Origin of the sequence: Pseudonocardia kujensis (assembly GCF_021283305.1) — a bacterium.
In the GTDB taxonomy this organism is placed as follows: Bacteria; Actinomycetota; Actinomycetes; order Mycobacteriales; family Pseudonocardiaceae; genus Pseudonocardia; species Pseudonocardia kujensis.
Map to the genome: position 1 here is coordinate 55,227 of NZ_JAJSOK010000027.1, position 23,085 is coordinate 78,311.

Here is a 23,085-nt window from a genome sequence, read left to right on the forward strand (position 1 = left end):
CGGCGGAGCGGATACGGTCTCCATGGCAACGCTCGGTGACCGTTCCGGCCATCGGCAGAGCGACCCATTCCGGCGACGGTCGTCGCTGTACTCCGGGCACGTCCGCCCGGGCAGTCGTTCGCTCAGGACGCACACGGAATCGGCATGTCTGCCGATTTCCCGGCCCACGCTCCGCCCGGTGCAATGGGGTCCCCCGGTGCCCTGAGCGGGAGGGCACCCAGCCACGAAGAGGGAGGCAGCGTGAGAGCAGCGGTCTACGAGGGCGACGCCGGGGCAGAGGAGGTCGACCAGCAGGTCGTCACGGACGGCAACATCACGACGAGCCGTTCGCCCGACGACCTGCCGGCCTGCTGTGAGGGCATCGCGCAGGAGTGCGCCGGCGCCCGGCAGCCCGCAGGTGCGGGAGGTCGGGCATGACCGCCGCCCTCGGGAACGTGGCGTCGCTCGCCGCCCGCGCCGGTGGAAGCGTCGTCCGCCAGGTGCGATCGGCCCTCGACCCGTCCAGTGCCCGGCCGGCCGGCGCGGCTCAGCCGGCGTCCGGGTGGCTCGTGGTCACCGTGTTCCGGGAGCCGTCCGAGATCGACACCGCCAAGCCTCCCCTGGCCGAGTTCGGCGAGCAGATCGAGATCCGTGTCCGCCCGGCCGCCGACGGCAAGGGCACGGAGGTGGCGGCCCGGCGACGTGATCGGCAGTCGTCGGGCACCGCGGCGAGCCGGCTGAGCGGCAGCGACCCGCAGGCGGATCTGCGCTCCGCGCTCCGGCGGGCCAAGCAGCTCATCGAGGTGGGTGAGGTGCTGGCGGTCGATCCCGCCCCGCACGGCGAGCGGACGCCGACTCCGGGCGGGACGCTCCTCGAGATGTGGACCAGGGTGGCACCGAAGGCAGGTGTGCGATGAAGGCCGTGACCTGGCGCGGGGTCAACGAGATCGGCGTCGAGGACGTCCCCGAGCCCACGATCCTCAACAGCCACGACGTCATCGTGGAGGTGGGGCTGAGCGCGACCTGCGGCTCGGACCTGCACCTGATGGGGGGCTACATCCCGGCCATGCGCGCGGGGGACGTGCTCGGGCACGAGTTCATGGGCACGGTCGCCGAGGTCGGGTCCGGCGTCACGAAGCACCGGGTGGGCGACCGGGTGGTCGTCGTCTCCTTCATCGGCTGCGGCCAGTGCTGGTACTGCCGGCAGGGGCTGTGGTCGCTGTGCGACAACGGCAACCCCAACCCGGGGATCACCGAGGCACTGTGGGGTCAGTCCATCGGCGGCTGCTACGGCTACTCGCACGCACTGGGTGGGTGGGCGGGCAGCCACGCGCGCTACATCCGGGTGCCCTATGCCGACCAGGGGGCCTTCGCCATCCCTGACGGCGTCTCAGACGACCGGGCGCTGTTCGCCTCCGATGCGGCGCCGACCGGCTGGACGGGGGCGCACCAGGCCGAGGTGCGGCCGGGTGACGTCGTCGCGGTGTGGGGGGCCGGCGGCGTGGGCCAGATGGCCGCCCGCGCGGCCATGATCATGGGCGCCGAGCGGGTCGTCGTCATCGACCGGTACGACAACCGGCTCGAGCAGGTCCGCACCCACATCGGGGCGGAGACCCTCGACTACGAGGAGGTGAACGTCCCCGCGGAGCTGCGCGAGATGACCGGGGGCCGGGGACCGGACGTCTGCATCGAGGCGGTGGGCATGGAGGCGCACCACCCGGGCCCGCAGTACCTCTACGACCAGGTCAAGCAGCAGATGCGGCTGCAGACCGACCGGCCCACGGCGGTGCGCGAGGCGATCTACGCGTGCCGCAAGGGCGGGACGGTGTTCACCCTGGGCGTCTTCGCCGGTCTCGTGGACAAGTTCCCCCTCGGTGCGGTCATGAACAAGGCGCTGACCCTGCGTGGCGCCCAGCAGCACGGGCACCGCTACATCCCGGAGATCCTCGACCTCATGGGCCGGGACGAGGTGCGGACCGAGCACCTCGCCACCCACGTGATGCCGCTCGACGACGGCCCCGAGGGCTACCGGATGTTCAAGGAGAAGGAGGACGGGTGCGTCCGTGCCGTCTTCCGCCCGGGTGGGTGACCGCCCGCCCGGATTCCGGCCGTCGGCCGCGCGGGGTTGCGCCGGATCCGTCCGAACTGACCCACGGGTTCGGGTGTGCACGGGCGTGTGGGTGGTACGCGTCGGGTCCGCGGTGGTCCCTTTCGCGTGCGACGGCCGGGTCCACCGGACCCGGCCGTCCGAGGAGGCTCGATGGATCTGACAGCGACGACGACGGTGCGCAGACCCGTGGGGGAGGTGTACGCGTTCTGGCGGCTCCTGGAGAACCTGCCGACGTTCATGGAGCACCTCGACGAGGTGCGGACGACGGACGCGAAGTCCAGCACCTGGGTGGCGAGCGCCCCGTTCGACCGCAAGGTCGAGTGGGAAGCCGTGCTGATCGAGGACGTGGTGGACGAGCGGATCGGATGGCGCTCGGCCGAGGAGGCCGACGTCCCGAACCAGGGCACGGTGTCCTTCGTCCTCGCGCCCGACGGGGTGAGCACCGAGGTGCACGTGCACCTGGCCTACGAGATCGGGGCGGGGAAGCTGGGCAAGGCGGTCGCGAAGTACTTCGGGGAGGAGCCTCACCAGCAGCTCGACGACGACCTGCGCCGGCTCAAGCAGGTCCTGGAGACCGGTGAGGTCGTCCGCTCCGACGGTGCCCCGTGGGGCAAGCGCGCGCGCAAGGAGTTCCCGCAGCGCCCGGCCCAGCCGCTGACGGCCGACGAACGGCGGGAGGTGCTGGGGGTATGAGGGCGAACTGCTGGGCCGGCCGCAACGAGGTCGAGGTCCGGGACGTGCCGGATCCGACCATCCTGAACAGCCGCGACGCGATCGTGCGGATCACGTCGACGGCGATCTGCGGCTCGGATCTGCACCTGCTCGACGGGTACGTGCCGACCATGCAGGACGGCGACGTCATGGGCCACGAGTTCATGGGCGAGGTCGTCGGGGTCGGCACCGGTGTCGATCCGGCACGACTGCGGGTCGGTGACCGCGTGGTGGTGCCCTTCCCGATCGCCTGCGGTGCGTGCGGGGCCTGCGCGGCGCAGCTGTACTCCTGCTGCGAGAACAGCAACCCGAACGCCGGGATCGCGGAGAAGATGTTCGGCCACCCCCTGGCGGGGATGTTCGGCTACGCGCATCTCACCGGCGGGTTCGCCGGCGGACAGGCACAGTACGCCCGCGTCCCCTTCGCGGACGTGGGACCGCTGAAGATCGAGTCTGACCTCACCGACGAGCAGGTGCTCTTCCTGTCCGACATCCTGCCCACCGGCTACATGGGTGCCGAGATGTGCGACATCCAGCCCAGCGACGTGGTCGCCGTGTGGGGCGCGGGTCCGGTCGGCCAGTTCGCCATGGACAGCGCCCGGGTGCTCGGCGCCGCTTCGGTGATCGCGATCGACAAGGAGCCGTACCGGTTGCGGATGGCCGAGGAGGCCGGGCACATCCCGGTGAACTTCGAGGAGGTCGACGTCCGGTCCCGGTTGCTGGAGCTCTCCGGCGGCCGCGGCCCGGACAAGTGCATCGACGCCGTCGGGTTGGAGGCGACCCACGGCAGCGCACACATCCAGGCCTTCGATCGCGTCAAGCAGGCCGTCCGGTCGGAGACCGACCGCCCCCACGCGTTGCGTCAGGCGATCTTGTCCTGTCGCAGCGGCGGGATCGTGTCGGTCATCGGGGTGTACGGCGGGGTGGTGGACAAGTTCCCGGCCGGGGCCTGGATGAACCGGTCGCTGACCCTGCGGACCGGACAGTGCCACGTGCAGCGGTACATGGCGCCGCTGCTGCGGCGGATCGAGCGCGGTGAGCTCGACCCGACGCGGGTCATCACCCACCGTCTGTCCCTGGAGGAGGCCCCGCGCGGCTACGACATCTTCAAGAACAAGCAGGAGGACTGCGAGAAGGTCGTCCTCACACCCTGACGGGCTGCCGCTCGGGGAGGATGGCGGCCGGTCCGCCCGGCCGCCACCCACATCGCCGTTGCCCCGGAAGCGACGCGTGCATGAGGGGGCGCGTACATCGAAGGCCTCAGCGCCTCGACGAGCCAAGGAGGGGCGCCATGGACGACCGAGCGCGTGACCGTTCGCCGGACCGGACGGACGGCGGGTCCACCCGAGAGCGGCGGCAACGCGGACGCCGGGTCCGGGTCGGTCTGCTGGCCGATCCCGGTCCCCCTACCGATCTCACCGCCGCCCTCGTGCCCGACCTGTCCACGGTGCTGGCCGCACAGGTCGACGACGCGACCGAGTGGGTCGTCAGCACCGAGAGCCGCGAGATTCCGCTCGACGACGAGGGCCTGGTCCCGCTGGAGTCACTCGCGCGGGAGCACCGCGAGCGCCGGGAGTGGGACGTCATGATCGTGGTGACCGACCTGCCCCGCCGGATCGGGACCCGCCCCGTCGCCACCGTCCTGAGCGACCGCGCGAGCACCGGGCTGGTCTCGCTGCCCGGGCTCGGAGCCCTGGGCGTGCGCCGACGGGCGCGGCGGGCCGTCGTGCACCTCGTGCGGGCCCTCACCGGGCACGAACAGCGCTCCGACGGAGAACGCCCCCCGGACATCCCGCGGTTGAGCCCGCTGCGCCGCGTCGGCGCCGAGGAGGAGGACACCGACGCGCATCTCGCCCTGGTCGGGCTGCGCGGCAGGCTGCGGCTACTCGCCGGGATGGTGCGCGACAACCGCCCGTGGCGGCTGGTCCCCCACCTGTCCAGCGCCACCGCGGCGGCGGCCGCGACCGGCGCCTATGCAATCGTGACCACGACCTTCTGGATGATGGCGAGCTCGCTGTCGTCGCTGCGGCTGCTGCTCATCTCCGTGGTGGCGATCGTGGCCATGGCGACCTGGCTGATCACCTACAACCATCTCTGGGACCGGCCGCCCGAGCAGGACGCGCGGGCGAAGGCGGTGCTCTACAACGCCGCCACGGTGATCACGATGATCCTCGGGGTCACCTGTATGTACGTGCTCCTCTATCTCGCCGGGCTGCTCGCGGCTCTCGCGTTGATCGATCCCGGCTACTTCTCCTCGCAGCTGCACCGGCCCCCCTCGTTCGGCGCCTACCTCAAGCTGGTGTGGCTGGCGAGCTCGGTCGGCATCGTGGCCGGGGCGCTCGGCTCCAGCCTCGAGAGCGAGGAGGCCGTCCGGAACGCGACCTACGGCAGGAGGGAGCGCGAGCGGCAGCGCGGCCGCAACGCAAGTTCGAAGTAGCTGCAGCGCTCGCGCCGGTCGTGTCCCAAGGCGCTCCGCTCGCCCGACGAGGCACTGATCGTGTTGGCTTCGTGAGTTCGTCGCGTTCACCACGGACAACCACGGGGTGGTGACGTCCATGGTGAAGGCGATCGAGGAGCCCGAGTCCGAGCTGCACGCCTCCTGCGTCGCCCTGCGAGCGGCCGGCGCCCGGCTGCTCACCCGTGCGCAGGCGGCCGACATGGCCCGGTCCGACCTGGATGGCGCGGACCTCTTCGCGCTGGTGTCGACCCTGGCCTGGCTCGGCGATCAACCTGGGCACGAAGCACGCGCCGAGCGGCTCTTCGACGTGGTGATGGGCGCGGTCCTGACGGATCGAGCGGCCTGACGCGCGGACGTCCGTCTCCTCGAGCTGCGCACGTGGCGCGCGACGCAGCAAGGCCGTGATGGGCGCCGGAGGGTGGCCGGTCGTCTCTGTTCCACCGTCCGCCCTGTATGGCGGCCTCAAGGAACCCGAAGCCGAGCAGCAAGGTGTAGCGCGAGTTCGGTGGCCAGCCGATCCTCGTCGATCGGGTGCCCGAGCAGGGCCGCCGTGCGCTCGAGGCGGTAGCGGACGGTGTTGTGGTGCACTCCGATCTTGGCCGCGGCCGCGCGGGCGTTGCTGTTGCACTGGTAGTAGACGCGCAGGGTCTCGGCGAGTCGCCGCTCGTGTCCGGTGTCGCTGAGGAGATCGCCCAGCTTGCTCTCGAGGAAGTGGTGCACGGCCGCCACGTCTCTGCTGCAGAGCGTCGCGAGCTCCACGTCCCCGAAGCGCGTCACGGGATCCGCGTCCGTTCCCGCCAGGTGAGCGACTCGCAACGCCTCGCCGGCCTCGTGGTGCGAGCGTCGGAAGCCCGCCAGCCCCTTCGCCGGTTCGCCCTGCCCCACCCGGACGGAGCTCGGAGGGTTCCTCGCCTTCCGGGGGTGGGGTGTCGGTACCCAGCACCACATGGTGGCCGCGTCGACATGGACGAACAGAGGCCTGCCGGGGCCGACGCCGCGGGCCAGCTCGTGTGCCACGCCTTCCAGGCGTACCTGGTCGGCCGGTTCGTGCTGGGTCAGGACCAACGCCGTGTGCGGGCCGGTCAGATCGTAGCCGAGTCGCCGGCCTGCACCCTGGATGTCGACGACGTCGCCGTCGAGCAGCTGTCGGACGAAGGCGACGCGCGCGAGCGACCCCTCCCGGGCGACCCGCTCGGTCTCGTCCCGCAGTTCGGCGGTCAGCCGGGCGACCACCACCTCCAGCCAGCTGAGCAGGAAGCTCACCCCGTGGTTGAGGACGGCCACGGCGAGGGCGGGCTCGTCGCAGTGCTGCCCGACCACGCAGGCCCATTTGTCCGCCCAGAAGCTCGTTCCCAGGTGGTAGGTCCGGATCGCGTCCTCGTGCGCGACGCCGTGCTGGACCAGTGCGCGGGTGGAGTCGATCACGTCGGCGCCCGGCTCCAGGTCCGACGGCGTGGCGCCGTGCACCAGGCCGTACAGCAACGTGGTGCAGTTGGCCTCGCACGCGGCGCGACCGAGCTCGAGCACCTCCGGCCTGTTGAGCTCGGGCATCGACTCACGGATCCGCGACAGGATGCTCTCGCTCAGCGCCGGGAGTTCGGGCAGCAGGCCGAGCGCGAGCTGCCGGGTGGTGTGCCGGACCCGCTCGTCCTTCGAGGGCGCCATCTTCGGACTGTAGCGCGGCCCCGATGCACCGACTGGTCAAATCGATCTCCGCGGTTCGACCGTGTGTCCGATGACCTCCGTGTGGCCCTGCTCCTACCGTCGCGGCAGTTCACGTCACTCGTTGAGGAGAGTCGATGGATCGGGAACACGACGTCGTGGTCATCGGGGCAGGATTCGCGGGACTGTACGCAGTACACAAGTTCCGTGATCAGCTCGGCCTCCGGGTGCAGGGGTTCGAGGCGGCCGACGGGCCGGGCGGCACGTGGTGGTGGAACCGCTACCCGGGAGCGCGGTGCGACTTCGAGTCGGTTCACTACAGCTACTCGTTCTCCGCCGATCTGCAGCGGGAGTGGGAGTGGACGGAGCGCTTCGCCGCGCAACCGGAGATCCTCTCCTACCTGGAGTGGGTGGCCGACCGGCTGGACGTCCGGCGGTCGTTCCGCTTCAGCACGAAGGTCGCGGGGCTGACCTGGGACGAGGCCCGGTCGCGATGGTCGGTCGCGCTGGACGACGGGAGCCGCTGCACGGCCCGGTTCGTCGTCACGTGCGTCGGCAACCTCTCGGTTCCGAAGGAGCCGGAGTTCCCGGGCGCCGAGAACTTCGCGGGCGAGATCTACCAGACCAGTCGGTGGCCGCACGGCGACGTCGACTTCCGCGGCAAGCGGGTCGGGGTCGTCGGCACCGGGTCGACCGGGATCCAGGTCATCCCGGAGATCGCCCGGCAGGCGGCGCACCTGACCGTGTTCCAGCGCACCCCGAACTTCGCCGCCCCGCTGCGCAATGCCGTCGTCGAACCCGCCGAGCGCCGGTGGAACGCGGAGAACCACGCCGAGGTGCGGCGTGGCACGCGGGACTCCTTCCTGGGAGCCCCCTACCCGGCCCCGTCGGGGTCCGCGCGGACGGCGAGCAGCGAGGAGCGCCGGCGGATCTACGACGAGTACTGGGCCCAAGGGGGCTTCCGGTTCGTCGCGTCCACGTTCGACGACCTCCTCTTCGACGAGGAGGCCAACGCCACGGCAGCCGACTACATCCGCGAGCGGATCCGGGAGCGGGTGGCCGATCCGGCCGTCGCCGACCTCCTCTCGCCCCACGACCACCCGTACGCCAGCAAGCGCCCACCGTTCGAGACCGACTACTACGAGACCTTCAACCTCGAGCACGTCGACCTGGTCGACGTCCGCTCCGCACCCATCGAGCGCATCGTCGAGAACGGACTGCGGACCACCGAGCGGCTCCACGAGCTCGACGTCATCGTTCTCGCCACGGGCTTCGACGCCGCCACCGGGCCACTGCTGGCGCTGGGGCCCGTCGGCCGTGACGGCCAGACGCTCGACGCGAAGTGGGTCGACGGCCCGAACACCTATCTCGGCCTGCAGACCGCCGGGTTCCCCAACCTCTTCATGATCACGGGCCCCCTCAGTGCCGCCGGGCTGTACAACAACCCGCTGGCGATCGAGGATCACCTCGACTTCCTGGGCGAGCTCCTCCACCACGCCCTCGAGCGGGGTGCCCGGACCATCGAGGCCTCACCCGAGGCCGAGGACAGGTGGGGTGCCCTGTGCACCGGGTTGCTGAACCACACCGTCATCCCGAAGGCGAAGAGCTCCTGGTACATGGGGGCGAACATCCCGGGCAAGCCGCGGGCGACCTACCTGTTCGCCGGCGGGGCCCCGCTGTTCCGGGCGATCACGGCGGAGGTCGCCGATCGGGACTACGCCGGCTTCGCGATCGACGGCCACGAGACGCGGATCCCGCCGATGGTGAAGCTCGACCCCTCCGTCGCCCTCGCCCTGGGGGCGATGCTCCTGCAGAAGGTGAAGCCCCTGGACCAGTGCACCCTGGAGGAGAGCCGAGCGATGATCGACTCGCTCGCGGCCCTGCAGGCGCCCGGACCCGAAACCCGGGTGACGAACCTCCAGGACCCCCGGGGGCGGCTGTACCGGCCGGAGGGAACGGGCCCCTTCCCGGTGGTCGTGCACTGTCACGGCGGGGGATGGGTCGCCGGTTCGGTCGACCTCGCGGACGCCTTCTGTCGTCGGGTCGCGGTCGGGGCCGGGGTGATGGTCCTGTCCGTGGACTACCGGCTGGCTCCCGAGCATCCGTTTCCGGCGGCTCCGGACGACGTGTTCGAGGCGCTCCGGTGGGCGAGGAGCCATGTCGCGGAGTTCGGTGGGGACCCCGAACGTCTGGCGATCATGGGCGACAGCGCCGGCGGCAATCTCGCCGCGGCCACGGCGCTGCGCGCCCGGGACAGCGGGATCCGGCTGAGTGGTCAGGTCCTCGTCTACCCGGCACTGGATCCGGACGCCTCCACGCCGTCCCGCACGGAGTTCGTCGACGGTCCCTTCATCTCCGTCGCCGCCGGCGAGCAGATGTGGCACAGCTACCTGAGGGGCGCCGAGGTGACCCCGCTCGCGGCGCCCAACCGGGCCGAGTCGCTGGCCGATCTGGCACCCGCGCTGGTCCTCACGGTCGAGTGCGACCCGCTCCGCGACGAGGGCGAGGACTACGCCGACGCCCTCGCGGCCGCTGCCGTGCCCGTCGTCCGTCGTCGCTTCGACGGACTCGTCCACGGTGTCCTCGACATGAGCGCGCTCGTTCCCCGGGTGGCCGAGATGCACGGCGCGATCAGCACCTTCCTCGGCGAGATCTTCGGATCCGGCGACGCTTCCCGCCCGGACCGCGAGGCGGTGTCGGCGAAGGGGTGAGGCCGGGCCCCTCGACGGCGCTGGGACGCCGTTTCCCCCACGCAGCAGAACACAGAGCAGAAGGACAGGAACCAGTGTCACGACTCAGGGGCAAGGTCGCCCTCATCACCGGTGCGGCACGCGGGCAAGGTCGCTCGCACGCCGTCCGCCTCGCGGAGGAGGGTGCGGACATCATCGCGGTCGACCTCTGCCGCGACATCGACACGGTGCCCTTCCCGGGTGCGACCGAGGACGATCTCGCGGAGACGGTCGCGCAGGTCGAGGCTCTCGATCGTCGGGTCGTCGCTCGGCAGGCGGACGTGCGCGACCTGAGCGCCCTCACCAGGGCGGTCGGGGAAGGGGCCGAGGCCCTGGGAGGCGTGGACATCGTCTGCGCGAACGCCGGCATCGCCAGCTTCGGGTCCACGATCGAGCTCGACGAGACCGTCTGGCAGGACATGCTCGACATCAACCTGACCGGTGTCTGGAAGACGGTGAAGGCCGCCGTGCCTCGGATGATCGAGCAGGGCCGCGGAGGGTCGGTGATCCTGACCAGCTCGGTGGCGGGCCTGACGGCGTTCTCGCAACTCGCGCACTACTCGGCGGCGAAGCACGGCGTCGTCGGCCTGATGCGGGTCCTCGCCGTGGAGCTCGCCCCGCACCGCATCCGGGTCAACTCCGTCCATCCCGGGAACACCCACACGCCGATGATCGACAACGACGCGGCGCGAACGCTGTTCCTCGGTGACCCACGGATCGAGGGTCGCGAGGACGAGGTGCGGCGCAACTTCATGGCGATGAACGCCTTGCCGGTCCCGTGGGTCGACCCGGTCGACATCAGCAACGCCGTCCTCCACCTCGCATCGGACGAGGCCCGGTACGTGACCGGGACCACCGCTGTCGTCGACGCCGGCCTCCTGCTCCCGTTCAAGGTCCCCCACTCATGACCAATCTCGCCGAGACGCTCGCGAGGAGCGCACAACGATGGGGGCCTCGCCCCGCACTCCGGCACGACGACCTGGTCCTCACCTACGGCGATCTCGCGACAGCCGCTGCCGGTGCGGCGGACGTCCTGAAGGATCACGGCGTCGGAGCCGGCGACCGGGTCGCCCTGGCCCTGCCGAACGGGCCGGAGTTCCCGGTCTTCTTCTACGGAGCGCTGTGTCTGGGCGCGATCGTCGTGCCGTTGAACCCGCGGCTGAAGGCCGGTGAGCTCACCTATCATCTCAGCGACTCGGACGCGCGCATCCTCGTGGGAGAGGGCGAGGAGATCGCAACCGCGGCACGGACCGTTGCGGTGGACGTCGTCGCAGGCAGGATCGCGGATCCGCTCCGGAGTACCTCCGTCCCGTTCGCGCCGGTGGATCGGAGCGACTCCGACACAGCCGTGATCCTCTACACCTCGGGCACCACCGGCCCGTCGAAGGGCGCCGAGCTCACGCATCGGAACCTCGACTCGAATGCCGCCATCGTGGCGCAGTCGCTTCTGCACCTCACCACCGACGACGTCGTCTTCGGCGCGCTGCCGCTCTTCCACGTCTTCGGGCTGACCGCGGGACTCAACGCCAGTCTCCGGGCGGGTGCCTGCCTGGCGCTGATGACCAGGTTCGACGCGGATGCAGCGCGCCAGGTCATCGCCCGCCACGGGGTCAGCGTGTTCCAGGGCGTCCCGACCATGTATGCGGCCCTCGTCCGGTCCGGTTCGGAGGGCGGACTCGACTCGCTCAGGATCGGGATGGTCGGGGGCGCGCCGATGCCCCTCGAAGTACTCCGTGAGTTCGAGCAGCGGTTCGGTTGCCTGATCCTCGAGGGCTACGGACTCTCGGAGACCTCGTGCGTCGCCTCCTTCAACCAGCCCGACCGTCCGCGGAAGCCCGGCACCGTCGGGTTCCCGGTGCGCGGCTGCGAGATGCGCGTCGTCGACGACGTCGGCGACGAGGTCGGGCCCGGCGTGCGAGGCGAGATCGTGGTGCGGGGCGAGAATCTCATGAAGGGGTACTGGAACCGGCCCGACGCCACCGCCGAGGCCGTACGGGACGGATGGTTCCACACCGGCGACATCGCCACGCGGGACACGGACGGCTACTACTCGATCGTCGACCGCAAGAAGGACCTGATCATCCGCGGCGGCTACAACGTGTACCCACGCGAGGTGGAGGAGGCCCTCTACCAGCATCCCGCCGTCGCCGAAGCCGCGGTGATCGGCGTGCCGGATGCCGCCCTCGGCGAGGAGATCGGCGCCGCCGTGGCGCTCGAGGCCGGAGCAGAGGCCGACCCGGTCGAGCTGATCGAGTTCGTCCGCGAGCGCCTCGCCGCCTACAAGTGCCCCCGGCTGGTCTGGTTCCTCGACAGCCTCCCGAAGGGACCCAGCGGCAAGATCCTCCGTCGGGCGGTGGCGCCGCCCGCGGTGAAGAATTGACCGCGCCACAGCGAGAGAGCGAACGAGTGGCCGGCGACACCTGCCGTTCGGGCGGTGTCATCGACGTGAAGGTCCGGAGCCGGGTCGCCCGGGTCACCGTGAACAGGCCGGAGAAGCGCAATGCCCTCACGGTCGGGATGTGGGCGGACCTGCGCCGTGCTCTCGAGGAACTGGACGACCGCGGCGACCTCGTTGCCGTCGTCCTCCGCGGCGCCGGGGGAAGCTTCTCGGCCGGCTCGGACCTCGAGGGGGTGCGGAGCTCGGACCCGGAGCGCTTCGGTGAGCTCCAGGAACTCGCCGAGAGCACCGTCCTGCGGCTGCGGGACCTGCGCTCGGCCACCTTCGCGGAGATCGACGGGCCGTGCTTCGGGGCGGGTTGCAGCCTGGCCCTGGCCTGTGACGTCCGGGTCTGCTCGCCGCGTTCGCGGTTCGGTATCCCCGTGCTGCGACACGGCATCGTGTACGAACCCGTTCACGTGCAGCGGCTCGTCGAGGTCGTGGGGCCGGGCCCGGCCGGTCTCCTGCTGTACGGAGGGGAGGAATGGACGCCGCAGGAGGCGGTCACCCGACGGCTGGTCGACCGGTGCAGCGAAGACCCGGCGTCGGCGCTCGAGCAGGTTCTCGCCGGCCTGACCTCGGCCACGACGTCGACCATCAGTGCGACCACGATCTCGATCCGCGCGCATCCGAGGTGACTGAGGGTCGACACGGGACGACCTCATGAGCAGTCGTCGACGCCACGGCGTCGCCCGCCGCCTCGCCGAACCGCTCGGACCGAGGGGCCAGGAAGCAGGGCTGCCTGCCGCTCCTCCGCGGCGGACCACACGTCCCTGACCTGGACGGGGGCGACGGCGGAGCGGGAGGAGGGCCTGCACGGACGCTCCTGCTCAGTCGATGGTCAGGACGACCTTGCCGAAACGCTCCGGTGAGTCGAGCCGGGCCTGGGCCTCGGCCGCGTCGGCCAGCGGGTGGACGGAGTCGATCACCGGCGTCAGAGTGCCGTCGGCCAGGAGCGGGAGGAACTCGTCGATCTCGGCTCGACGAGAGGCGTGGCATCCGATCAGGCTGATCTCGCGGCGGTACAGGACCGAGAGGTCGAGCTCGGCGAGCCTGCCGGTGTGCGAGCCCATGCCGACGACACGTCCACCGTGGCGCACCGACTGCACGGATCTCCGGACGGTCGAGTTGCCGACCGTCTCGTGCACGACATCCGCGCCCCGGCCGTCGGTCAGCGCGCGCGCGGCCAGGTCGAAGTCCGGCTCCGAGCGGTAGTCGATCACCTCGTCGGCACCCAGCCCGCGGACGCGCTCGACCTTCCGCTCGCCTCCGGTCGTCGCGATCACCTTCGCGCCCAGCACCTTCGCAACCTGCACGGCCGCGCTCGCGACGCCGCTGCCCGCACCGACGACGAGCACCGTCTCGCCGGGGCGGACGGCCGCGCGGGTCTTGAGCATGTGCCAGGCCGTCATGTGGGCGAGGAGTCCCGCGGCCAGCTGCCGGTCGTCCAGCTCGGCCGGGGCCGGTACGAGGCCGTGCACCGGGACCGCGATGTACTCGGCGAAGGTCCCGTCGAAGTGCTCGCCGACGAACCGCAGGCCCGCGCAGGCGCTGTCCCGGCCGAGCCGGCAGTTCTCGCACTCTCCGCAGGTCCGCATCGGATTGACGACGACCCGGTCCCCGACGGCGATCCCGGCGACTCCCCCGCCGAGCGCGGCGACCTCGCCCGCGCCTTCCACACCCAGGGTCATCGGCGGCGGTGGGGCCTCCGGGAAACGACCCTCCCGGACCAGGACGTCGGCGCGGTTCAGGGCGGCCGCGCGAAGGCGGACGAGAACCTCGCCCACAGCAGGCTCCGGGGTGGGGACGTCGACGACCGCGAAGACCTCCGGCCCGCCGAACCCCGAGATCCGGGCAGCTTTCATGACTCCTCCGATGTGCCTACAGACGATACGCCGTACACGATAGAGGAACAGTCGTCTCGTTCCTAGATGCGAGACGGCCGTGCCGGAGTGTTACGCTCCCAGCCCCGACCAGGCACGACGAAGGCGCGAAGGTGACGGCGACGGAGAAGCCGGCCGGCAGTGTGCGGCCCCTGAGCAGTGCGTTGAGCACCCTTCGTGTCCTCGAGGAGGTCGCTGCTCGTCAGCCCATCGGTGTGTCCGAGCTGGCGCGGGTCACGGCGATGCCGAAGAGCTCCGTGCAGCGCTGCCTGGTCACGTTGCAGCAGGCGGGATGGCTGCGGATCGTCGATCCTGACCGCACCCGGTGGGGCGTGACGATGAAAGCGCTCACCATCGGCCTGCGCGGCACCGGCGAGCAGGACCTGCGCGACCTCGCCCGACCGGTCGTCAAGCGGCTGGCGGCGGAGACGGACGAGACCGTGCACTTCTCGCTGCGGGACGGTGACGACATCGTGGTCATCGCGCGGGAGGACAGCACCCACGCGGTCCGGGTGTTCATCGAGGTCGGCAGCCGGGTGCCGCTGCGGGCCTCGTCGACGGGCCTGGCGATCCTCGCGGGACTCGCCGCGGAGGAGGTCGACGAGGTGCTGCGGCATCCGGTCGACAGCTTCCCCGAGCCGGTCCCGACCGCCCGGGAACTGCGAGCGGAGATCGCCCGGACGGCCGAGCGGGGTTACGCGCTCAACGGGTCCTCGTGGTTCCGGCCGCACGTGACCTCCCTCGGCGCGGCGGTGCGCAACGCGGCGGGGCGCCCCTTCGCCGGCCTGACGCTGGCGATCCCGGAGATGCGGTTCGCGCCCTCGGACGAGGAACACCTGGCCCGGCTGACCGTGGCGGCGGCCGAGGAGATCAGTGAGCTGATCTCCTCGGCCTGAGGCGTCGGTAGCGTCAGAAGGCCCGGTGGTACTGCCGGGGCCAGGACTCGGTGCCTCGGGTGCGCAGTGCCCAGTAGGGGTCGCGCAGCAGTGCGCGCCCGACGAGCACGGCGTCCACGAGCTCGGGGACCGCCTCGTCGAGGTGGTGGGCCTCGCAGACCGCCCCGGACGCGGCGACGGGCACTCCGGCCGTGCGGAACAGCGGGCCGTACCGGGCGTTGTGCAACGGCTCGGTGAGGCGCCCGGCCTCGGGGACCAGCGCCCCGGAGGACAGGTCGATCATGTCGACGCCGCTCGACCCCAGTGCGGCGGCGACGACGGTCATGTCCGCGGTGGTGAGCCCGCCCGCGAGCAGGTCCTCGGCGGGCAGCCGGACGACGAGTGGCTTGTCCGCCGGCCACCCGGAACGCAGGGCACGCACCATCTCGAGCGGGAACCGCATGCGGGCCTGCAGGTCTCCGCCCCAGTCATCGGTGCGGCGGTTGGTCAGCGGCGACAGGAACTCGTGGAACAGGTAGCCGTTGGCGCCGTGCAGTTCCAGCAGTCGGTACCCGGCGTGATGGGCGTTCCGCGCCGCGCGGTCCAGGTCCTCGAGCACCCTCGTCCCGTCCGCGGACGTCATCTCGCGGGGGGCGGCGAGCCCGGCGAAGGGCGCCGCGGAGGGGGCCAGGGGCTGCCACCCGCCGTCCTCCGGTGCGATTGCGTTGCGCGTGCCGGCGTTGTCCCACGGCACGCCGTGCGAGCTCTTCCGCCCGGCGACGCCGAGCTGGACCGCGGGCACCGATCCGCCCGCCTCGATCACCTCGACGAGCCTGCGGTGCCCGGCGAGTTGCTGCTCGTTCCACAGGCCGAGGTCGCGGGCGGTGGTGCGCATGTCCGGCGCGACGGCCGTGCACTCGACCATCACCAGGCCGAGGCCGCCGGCCGCCCGTGCGCCGTAGTGCGCGAGGTGCCAGTCGGTCGGGGTGCCGCCTGCGTCCGCGGAGTACTGACACATCGGGGAGAGCCACACCCGGTTGGGCAGCGTCACGTCCCGCAGTCGGAGCGGCGTCCACACCGTCATGCAGTCGTCCGCGCGGCCAGGAGGAGGGTCGCGGTCCCGGCCGGCTGCTCGAGGAGGAAGTGGTGGCTGCCCAGCTCGTGGACGACGAAGTCGATCCGGTCGCCGTACCGCTCGGGCGCGGCGGGGTCGAGCAGCCCACGAACCGCGAGGGTCGAGACCGGATGGGGGACGGCGGCCAGCGCCTCGTCCATGTCCCACCGCAGCATCGCCGCGAGAGCGCCGACACCGACGGCGGGTGCGACGCTCGACATCTTCGCGAAGACCGTCTCGCCGAACGCCGGATCGGTGTCGGGCACCGAGCCCATGACGACCAGACTGCGCACTCCTGCCGAGAAGTCGTCCTCGAAGGTCTGCAGCAACCCACGCGCCGCGGTGTCGTCGACCGCGGGATAGAGGCCCAGATAGTGGAACGAGTCCAGGCCGACGACCTGGGTGACCGTGTCGGGGCGCAGGCGGGCCAGCTCGAGCGCCACGGCGCCGCCCATCGAGTGTCCGACGACGACGCACCGGGCGACCGACTCGGCGTCGAGCACTGCGGCGACGTCGCGGGCGAACTCCGCCATCGTCCAGTCGGTGCGCGCGCTCGTGGAGTCGCCGTGCCCGGCGAGGTCGACGGAGATGACCCGGTCGGAGGCGGGCAGGAACGCGGCGGCGGGCGCGAAGTCCGTCCGCCGGCATCCCCAGCCGTGGATGCACACCCACGTGGATCCGCCCGCCGGGCCCTCGACGGTGTAGCTGATCGTCGTGTCCTCGGCGCGGGACACCGTGCGGACGGACTCGTCGACGCTGGTCATGGCCACCTCATCAATTGTGTCGCAGAAGTGCACGGCGTACCGGATGACGGCACGTTAGGGTGCGGAGTCCGGGGCGTCAACCGGGGACATCCGGATGACCGCTCCGAAGGAGACGAGCCCTGCGTCGTCCACGCGCACGCCCGGGTCGATCTCGCGCGAGGACTCCTCGACGAGGGTGCGGATCCGGCGGGCGTCCGCGAGGTCGGCGACCCGGGGCTCGCCCGCGGGGTCGAGCACGATCGGGACGAGCCGTAGGCGGGGCGGCTCCCCCACCGGCAGGTCGACCTCGAACACGGCGCTGTCGAACCACGGCCTCCCCTCGAACAGCCGCGACGCCCGGTAGGGCAGCCCGAAGAAGGTGTCCGGCTGCTGCAGCTCGCCCGTGTGGAACAGGAAGTTGCCGAGCGAGTAGAGGATCAGTCCGTCGTTCCAGCGCTCCACGGGGTGCAGGCAGTGCGGGTGGGTGCCCGCGACGACGTCCGCCCCTGCGTCGACCAGGCGCCGGCCGAGTTCCTGCTGGTACTGCGCGAGCGGTCCCTGGTTGGGCGGGAGGTACGCGAACGGCACGCCCCAGTGCAGGCACACCACGACCCGGTCGGCCTCCGCTCGCGCCTCCCGCACCCGCTGCTCGACGCGCCGGACGTCCGTCTCCTGGGCGATGCTGCGGACGAACGGCGGGGTCCCCGGCTGCTCGTGGAGCAGGGTCCCGTCGAGGGCGAAGCTCTGGTCGACCCGCAGCGGGGCGATGCCGGGCCGGGTCGCGGTCGCGTTGGCGCCCGGCGGGAGCGTCGCGCAGAAGCTGAGCACGGCGAGCCGGCCACCCGCTGCCTCGACGACCACCCCGGCGTCCGCATCGGCCAGCGTCCGGCCACCCCCGGCGTGCCGGACCCCGGCACGATCGAGGGCGTCCAGGGTGCTGAGCAGTCCCTCGACGCCGTGGTCGAGAGCGTGGTTGGTGGCGAGCGACACGACGTCGATCCCCATGGCGCGCACCGGGTGAGCGGCCGAGGTGGGCAGCCTGATCGTCATCTCCTTCTCGGTCGGGTGGTCACCGTCCACGAGCGGCGCCTCGAGGTTCGCGATCACGACGTCGCCGGTCAGGACGGGTACGTCCGGGCGCGGCGCCGGAGGTCGGGCGAGGACGGTGTCGCCGACCAGAACGATCTTCATGGTGATGTCTCCGTAACAGCCGGGCGGTTGACGGGATGCGAGATTGTGCCGCAAAGTAGCACCGCTGTGCCGCAATGATGAACAGTTGCCGGAGTTCCGGAGGCGAGACCAGCGATGCCCACCACCCGCTACAGCGGATACCAGTCCTTCTCCTACCTGCAGGCGGGAACGGACTACGACGAGTTCGAACCTTCGCCGGACGTCGACCGGCTCCCGGCGTACGACCTCGGCCTGACCGACGAGGAGTCGGCGCGCGCCGAGCGGCTGCTCGCCGAGAACGTGGTGGTGTCCCTGCACGACCACCCGGTGAAGCTGCCCCGCCATGCCCGCACCGAGCTGCTGGACTGGAACCGCGGGGCGCGCCTGGCCTACGGCTACGGCGGGCTCGCCCGTTCCGGGCTCGACGCCGTGTTCGACAACCTGGGTTGGGGGGCGTGCGAGTCCCGCAACGGCTGGAAGTGGGACGACGTCATCACCGACCTCGGGATGCGGTTCTGCGACTTCGCCCATCAGGACTACGCCTTCCGTGCCGAGTCGGTCGACGACCTGCGCCGGGCGCACGCGGAGGGCAGGCTCGCCGTGGTCGCGGGCCTCGAGGGCGGAGCCCTGATCGAGAACGAGATCGACCGCCTGGACGTGCTGTACGGCCTGGGGGTGCGCCAGATGGGCATCGCCTACAGCGACGCCAACGCCCTCGGCAGCGGCCTGCGGGAGAAGGGCGATGGCGGGCTCACCGGGCTCGGCCGCAAGGCCGTCCGCCGGATGAACCAGCTCGGCATGGCCATCGACGTCTCCCACTCCGGGGATCGGACCGCCCTCGACGTGATCGAGGCGAGCGAGAGACCGGTCCTCATCACCCACGCCGGCGCACGGGCGGTGTGGGACACCCCGCGGATGAAGCCGGACGAGGTGATCCGTGCCTGCGCGGAGTCCGGCGGCGTCATCGGGATCGAGGCCGCGCCGTACACGACCGTGAGCACCGAACACCGTGCCCACAGCATCGAGTCCGTCATGGACCACTTCCGGTACTGCGTGGACCTGGTCGGGATCGAGCACGTCGCCTTCGGGCCGGACACCTTCTTCGGCGACCACCTCGACATGCACCACGTGATGAGCGCGAAGTGGGCCGTCGAGGACACCATCCGCTCCGGCCCGGAGTTCGAGCCGGTCGAGTCGGTCGCCGGGCTGGAGAACCCCGGGGAGTGCTTCCGCAACATCACCGGGTGGCTGGTCCGAGAGGGCTACGCGGACGACGAGATCGCCGCCGTGATCGGCGGGAACGTCCTGCGGGTGCTGGAGAAGATCTGGTGACCGCGCCCCTGAAGCGGAGCCGGGTCCTGCCCGCCGCGATGGTCGGCCACGGCGTCGAGTCCTACGACTTCGTCATCTACGGGGCCTCGGCGACGATCATCGCGAAGCACTTCTTCCCGGCGGGCGACCCCGCGCTCGCGATCCTCTCCTCGCTCGCGGTCTACGGCCTCGCGTTCGTGGTGCGCCCGCTGGGCGCCGCGATCTTCGGCAGCATCGGCGACCGCCTGGGTCGACGCACGGCGCTGTCCACCGTGGTGCTGATCATGGCCGTCTCCACCGCGGCGATCGCGGTGCTGCCGACCTACGCGTCGGTCGGCGTCCTCGCCCCGATCCTGCTGCTGGTCTGTCGGCTGGCCCAGGGCATCTCGATGGGGGCCGAGTACACCAGCGCCGCCTCCTACGTGATGGAGCAGGCACCGCCGGGCAAGCGCGGAACGTGGCTCAGCGCCGTCGGCAGCGCGACCTACGTCGGCTCCGCGCTGGCCTCCTTCGCGCTGTTGGCGCTGCGGCTGGTCTCCGAGTCGGCCTACGAGGACTGGAGCTGGCGGCTCGCGTTCCTCGCGGGAGGGCTGATGGCGCTGGTCGGGCTCTACATGCGGCTGAAGCTGGACGAGACACGGACCTTCCGGGAGCTGGAGTCGGCGGGGGAGACCGCGGCCCGCCCGATCCGCGACACCTTCCGCAGCTGGCGGGTGTTCCTGCTGTTGTTCACGATGTTCGCCCTGCTCGCGGTCGTGGTGCACAACCTGCTCGGCTATCTCCCCACCTACCTGACGACGACCGGCGGCGTCCCCGCCGACACGGTTCTCGTCTCCGGCGGGGTCGCGCTGCTCGTGTGCGCGGTGCTCTGTCTCCCGGCCGGGGTCGTCGCCGACCGGGTCGGGCGCAAACCGGTACTGGTCGCAGGCGTCGCGGCCGCCGTCGTCGGCTCGCTGCCCGCCTACCTGCTGGCGAGTGGCGGCACCCTGGCGACCACGCTCGCGACGCAGATCATCCTGGTGCTCCCGGCGGCGCTCGTCACGGTGGGCTCGACCGTCGTCGCCGTCGAGATCGTCTCCGCCAGGATCCGGGCGACCAGTACCGCCCTGGCCTACAACGTGGCCTACGCGATCTTCGGCGGGACCGCCCCGATCCTCGGCGCGCTGCTCACCGGGTGGTTCGGCAGGCTCGCCCCGGGTGGGTACATCACCGCACTCGCGGTCGTCGCGCTCGTCGTCGTGGTGGGGGCGCTCCCGGAGACCCGCGAGCGCGTCCGGGTCCACGAGGAGGTGCTGCGGTGACGGCGGTGAAGGACCGCATCGCCGCCGAGTTCGCTCGGCACGAACCCGCGGTCGTGGCGCTGTCGCGGCGGATGGGCGCGGACCCCGAGGTGGCCTTCGAGGAACACCGCACGGCTGCCGCCGTCGTCGGGCTCCTGCGCGAGCACGGCGGGTTCACCGTCGAGGAGGGGGTGGCCGGACTCGACACGGCGTTCACCGCCACCGTCGGCTCCGGGTCCCTGGCCGTCGGGCTCTGCGCCGAGCTCGACGCGCTGCCCGGAATCGGGCACGGGTGCGCGCACAACGTCATCACCGCGACCTCGCTCGGCGCGGCGCTCGCGCTGGCCCCGCTGGCCGACGAGCTGGACCTGACGATCCGCCTGCTGGGGACGCCCGCCGAGGAGGTGCTGGCCGGCAAGGCGATCATGCTGCGGGAGGGCGCCTTCGACGGGCTGCACGCCGCGTTGATGACCCACCCCACCCTCAAGGACATGGCCACCCCGACCATTCGCGCGGTCCGCCACTGGTCGATCTCCTACCGCGGACGCACGGCACACGCCTCCCGCCCGTTCGAGGCGCTCAACGCGGCCGACGCCGTGACCGTCGCGCAGGTCGGCATCGGGCTGCTCCGCCAACAGAAGCGCGACGCCGACCGGGTGCACACCTGGGTCAAGGAGGCGGGCACGGCGGTCAACGTCATCGCCGGCGTCGCCGTCGTGGAGTGCATGGTCCGGGCGGACACCCTCGACGAGGTCGACCTGCTCTGGCCGCGGGTCCGGGCCTGCTTCGAGGCGGGTGCGCTCGCTGCGGGCGTCGAGGTGGAGATCGTCGAGCTTGCGTCCGCGCACGGCTTCCGCCACGACCGCGACCTCGCCGGGCTGTTCCAGACGAACGCCGAGACCCTCGGCCGGACCTTCCCCGACCACCCCGACAAGGCCATCGGGTCCACGGACATGGCCGAGGTGTCGGTCCGCATACCCAGCATCCACCCCGTGCTGTCCTTCGACTCGCCACCCGAGGAGGGCAACCACACCGCCGCGTTCGCCCGGACCGCGGCGGGGCCGGAGGGGGCGCGTGCGATTCACGACGGCGGCCTGGCCCTCGCCTGGACCGTCGCCGACGCCGCACAGGACACCGCGCTCCGGCGCCGGCTCACCGAGCCCGGCCCCTTCGCGTGGGCAGAGCGAGGAGAGGACACGTGACCTACGACCCGAAGACCTTCGAGCCCCTGCGTTTTCACACCGCGACCGCGGCCTTCCGCGACGGCACCGACTCCCCGCGCGACTACCTCGAGCGCTGCCTGGAGACGATCGAGGACCGTGAGCCGATCGTCCGGGCGTGGGTGCTGCTCAACGAGGAGGGCGCGCGGGCGCAGGCCGACGCCAGCACCGAACGCTGGCGGCGGGGCGACCCCCGCTCGCCGATCGACGGGATGCCGATCGGGATCAAGGATCTCCTGGAGACCCAGGACATGCCCACGCAGATGGGCTGCGCGGCCTTCGCCGGCAACTTCCCCCGCCGGGACAACGCCGCGGTGTGGGCGCTGCGGCAGGCCGGGGCCGTCGTCCTGGGCAAGACCGTGACGACGGAGCTCGGCGGGCCCGAGCCGAGCCCCACGACCAACCCGTTCGACCCCCGACGCACCCCCGGCGGCTCGTCGTCCGGGTCCGGCGCCGCCGTCGGCGCGCGGATGGTCCCGGCGACGATCGCGACGCAGACCGGCGGCTCCCTGATGCGCCCGGCGAGCTTCAACGGCGTGTGGGGCCTCAAGCCCTCCCAGGGGGCGATCAACCGGGGCGAGCGGCAGACGGCCAGCACGACCACGCACGGCGTGCACGCCGGGTCGGCGGAGGACATGTGGCTGGTGGCGATCGCCGTCGCGTCCCGGGCCGGGGGCGACCCCGGCAGGCCGGCCCTCCACGGCCCCGCCGCACCACCTCCGGGCCGGCCGCCCGGCACGGTCGCGGTGATCGAGACAGAGGCCTGGGAGCGCCTGGACCCGATGAGCCGCAGCGCGTTCGAGCAGGTCGTCGCCCAGGTCGAGGCCGCGGGGGTGCGGGTGCTGCGGCGGACCGAGGACGCGGTCGTCGAGCGCTTCGAGCGCGCCCTCGTCGGCGCGACCGAGATCGGCAGCGGGATCCTCGCCTGGGAGCACGCGTGGGCCTTCCGGGACCTCGCCGAGGCCCGGCCGGACGACTTCAGCGACCGGGTCAAGCGGTTCTTCTTCGACACTGCCGCGCGCCTCGGTCCCGAGGGCTACGAGGAGGCTCTCCGCGACCGCGCCGTGCTCGCGGCCGCCTACGCCGCACTGGCGACCCGGGCAGACGCCGTCGTGCTCCCCACCTCCAGCGGCCCGGCCCCGATCTGGACCGGTGACGTGCCGGGCGAGCCCCCGGTCCGGTGGCCGACCGGGGACCCCGGGTTCAACTTCCCCAGCTCGCTGCTGGGCGCGCCGGCGGTGAACGTCCCGCTCATGGCGGTCGGCGGTATGCCGTTCGGACTGCAGGTCATGGGGCAGCCGGGGACGGACGCGCGCACCGTCGCGATCGCGCGCTGGATGGGGATGGACCTCGAACCGGTCGGCGTCTGACAGCCGCTCGACGGTGTGGATCGGATACCCGCA

The 23,085-nt window shown here is 71.8% G+C and carries 20 protein-coding genes and 1 pseudogene; 16 read left to right on the plus strand and 5 right to left on the minus strand.

Annotated elements, in window-relative coordinates:
• Positions 1-240 precede the first annotated feature (240 nt).
• From LWC35_RS19935 to LWC35_RS19965, 7 genes and pseudogenes are all read left to right on the plus strand, one after another.
• Positions 241-417 (plus strand): type 1 glutamine amidotransferase family protein, encoded by a 177-nt coding sequence (locus tag LWC35_RS19935; RefSeq protein WP_232871674.1) that lies wholly within the window; start codon positions 241-243, stop codon positions 415-417.
• Complete coding sequence (locus tag LWC35_RS19940; protein ID WP_232871675.1) at positions 414-896, plus strand: hypothetical protein; 483 nt, start codon at positions 414-416, stop codon at positions 894-896. Before LWC35_RS19935 ends, LWC35_RS19940 begins: the two co-directional genes overlap by 4 nt.
• On the plus strand, positions 893-2,068 hold the full coding sequence (locus LWC35_RS19945; RefSeq protein WP_232871676.1) for a zinc-dependent alcohol dehydrogenase: 1,176 nt from the start codon (positions 893-895) through the stop codon (positions 2,066-2,068). Before LWC35_RS19940 ends, LWC35_RS19945 begins: the two co-directional genes overlap by 4 nt.
• Positions 2,069-2,239: 171 nt before the next feature.
• Positions 2,240-2,782 carry an SRPBCC family protein gene (locus LWC35_RS19950; RefSeq protein ID WP_232871677.1) on the plus strand — a complete coding sequence of 181 codons (543 nt, stop codon included), beginning with the start codon at positions 2,240-2,242 and terminating at the stop codon, positions 2,780-2,782.
• Positions 2,779-3,954: a zinc-dependent alcohol dehydrogenase gene (locus LWC35_RS19955; RefSeq protein ID WP_232871678.1), complete on the plus strand. Its 1,176-nt coding sequence runs from the start codon at positions 2,779-2,781 to the stop codon at positions 3,952-3,954. The genes LWC35_RS19950 and LWC35_RS19955 overlap by 4 nt, the downstream gene beginning before the upstream one ends.
• A 137-nt stretch (positions 3,955-4,091) precedes the next feature.
• The gene (locus LWC35_RS19960; RefSeq protein ID WP_232871679.1) at positions 4,092-5,237 is read left to right on the plus strand and encodes a hypothetical protein; all 1,146 of its coding nucleotides are present in this window, start codon (positions 4,092-4,094) and stop codon (positions 5,235-5,237) included.
• 76 nt (positions 5,238-5,313) lie between these two features.
• Positions 5,314-5,604: pseudogene (locus LWC35_RS19965) on the plus strand (SbtR family transcriptional regulator); the annotation flags it as partial.
• Positions 5,605-5,720: 116 nt separating this feature from the next.
• Here LWC35_RS19965 and LWC35_RS19970 read toward each other — a convergent pair.
• A complete protein-coding gene (locus LWC35_RS19970; protein WP_232871681.1) occupies positions 5,721-6,923 on the minus strand; it encodes a PucR family transcriptional regulator in 1,203 nt (400 codons plus the stop codon).
• Positions 6,924-7,057: 134 nt separating this feature from the next.
• On the opposite strand from LWC35_RS19970, the gene LWC35_RS19975 reads away from it, so the two are divergent.
• The 4 genes from LWC35_RS19975 (at position 7,058) to LWC35_RS19990 (ending at position 12,724) form a co-directional block, all read left to right on the plus strand.
• On the plus strand, positions 7,058-9,631 hold the full coding sequence (locus tag LWC35_RS19975; protein WP_232871682.1) for a flavin-containing monooxygenase: 2,574 nt from the start codon (positions 7,058-7,060) through the stop codon (positions 9,629-9,631).
• Positions 9,632-9,705: 74 nt separating this feature from the next.
• Positions 9,706-10,557 carry a mycofactocin-coupled SDR family oxidoreductase gene (locus LWC35_RS19980; protein WP_232871683.1) on the plus strand — a complete coding sequence of 284 codons (852 nt, stop codon included), beginning with the start codon at positions 9,706-9,708 and terminating at the stop codon, positions 10,555-10,557.
• The gene (locus tag LWC35_RS19985) at positions 10,554-12,029 is read left to right on the plus strand and encodes a long-chain-fatty-acid--CoA ligase (protein WP_232871684.1); all 1,476 of its coding nucleotides are present in this window, start codon (positions 10,554-10,556) and stop codon (positions 12,027-12,029) included. Before LWC35_RS19980 ends, LWC35_RS19985 begins: the two co-directional genes overlap by 4 nt.
• 65 nt (positions 12,030-12,094) lie before the next feature.
• Positions 12,095-12,724 carry an enoyl-CoA hydratase/isomerase family protein gene (locus LWC35_RS19990; RefSeq protein WP_232871685.1) on the plus strand — a complete coding sequence of 210 codons (630 nt, stop codon included), beginning with the start codon at positions 12,095-12,097 and terminating at the stop codon, positions 12,722-12,724.
• Between the two features lie 192 nt (positions 12,725-12,916).
• Here LWC35_RS19990 and LWC35_RS19995 read toward each other — a convergent pair whose 3' ends face one another.
• Positions 12,917-13,951 carry a zinc-binding dehydrogenase gene (locus LWC35_RS19995; protein WP_232871686.1) on the minus strand — a complete coding sequence of 345 codons (1,035 nt, stop codon included), beginning with the start codon at positions 13,949-13,951 and terminating at the stop codon, positions 12,917-12,919.
• A 131-nt stretch (positions 13,952-14,082) separates the two neighbouring features.
• On the opposite strand from LWC35_RS19995, the gene LWC35_RS20000 reads away from it, so the two are divergent.
• Entirely contained in the window at positions 14,083-14,865 is a 783-nt protein-coding gene (locus LWC35_RS20000; protein WP_232871687.1) for an IclR family transcriptional regulator, read from the plus strand.
• A gap of 13 nt (positions 14,866-14,878) precedes the next feature.
• Here the strand turns inward: LWC35_RS20000 and LWC35_RS20005 are convergent, their stop codons facing one another.
• Genes LWC35_RS20005 through LWC35_RS20015 form a run of 3 tightly spaced genes read right to left on the minus strand, consistent with a single transcriptional unit; the run spans position 14,879 to position 17,892 of the window.
• A complete protein-coding gene (locus LWC35_RS20005) occupies positions 14,879-15,928 on the minus strand; it encodes an oxidoreductase (protein ID WP_232871688.1) in 1,050 nt (349 codons plus the stop codon).
• Positions 15,925-16,722: an alpha/beta fold hydrolase gene (locus LWC35_RS20010; RefSeq protein WP_232871689.1), complete on the minus strand. Its 798-nt coding sequence runs from the start codon at positions 16,720-16,722 to the stop codon at positions 15,925-15,927. The genes LWC35_RS20005 and LWC35_RS20010 overlap by 4 nt, the downstream gene beginning before the upstream one ends.
• A gap of 54 nt (positions 16,723-16,776) precedes the next feature.
• A complete protein-coding gene (locus LWC35_RS20015) occupies positions 16,777-17,892 on the minus strand; it encodes a CapA family protein (RefSeq protein ID WP_232871690.1) in 1,116 nt (371 codons plus the stop codon).
• A gap of 114 nt (positions 17,893-18,006) precedes the next feature.
• Between LWC35_RS20015 and LWC35_RS20020 the strand changes: the two genes are divergently transcribed.
• Genes LWC35_RS20020 through LWC35_RS20035 form a run of 4 tightly spaced genes read left to right on the plus strand, consistent with a single transcriptional unit; the run spans position 18,007 to position 23,052 of the window.
• Entirely contained in the window at positions 18,007-19,203 is a 1,197-nt protein-coding gene (locus tag LWC35_RS20020) for a dipeptidase (RefSeq protein WP_232871691.1), read from the plus strand.
• Positions 19,200-20,483: an MFS transporter gene (locus LWC35_RS20025; protein ID WP_232871692.1), complete on the plus strand. Its 1,284-nt coding sequence runs from the start codon at positions 19,200-19,202 to the stop codon at positions 20,481-20,483. The genes LWC35_RS20020 and LWC35_RS20025 overlap by 4 nt, the downstream gene beginning before the upstream one ends.
• A complete protein-coding gene (locus tag LWC35_RS20030; RefSeq protein WP_232871693.1) occupies positions 20,480-21,664 on the plus strand; it encodes an amidohydrolase in 1,185 nt (394 codons plus the stop codon). Before LWC35_RS20025 ends, LWC35_RS20030 begins: the two co-directional genes overlap by 4 nt.
• The gene (locus tag LWC35_RS20035; RefSeq protein WP_232871694.1) at positions 21,661-23,052 is read left to right on the plus strand and encodes an amidase; all 1,392 of its coding nucleotides are present in this window, start codon (positions 21,661-21,663) and stop codon (positions 23,050-23,052) included. The genes LWC35_RS20030 and LWC35_RS20035 overlap by 4 nt, the downstream gene beginning before the upstream one ends.
• The last annotated feature ends 33 nt before the right edge of the window (positions 23,053-23,085 follow it).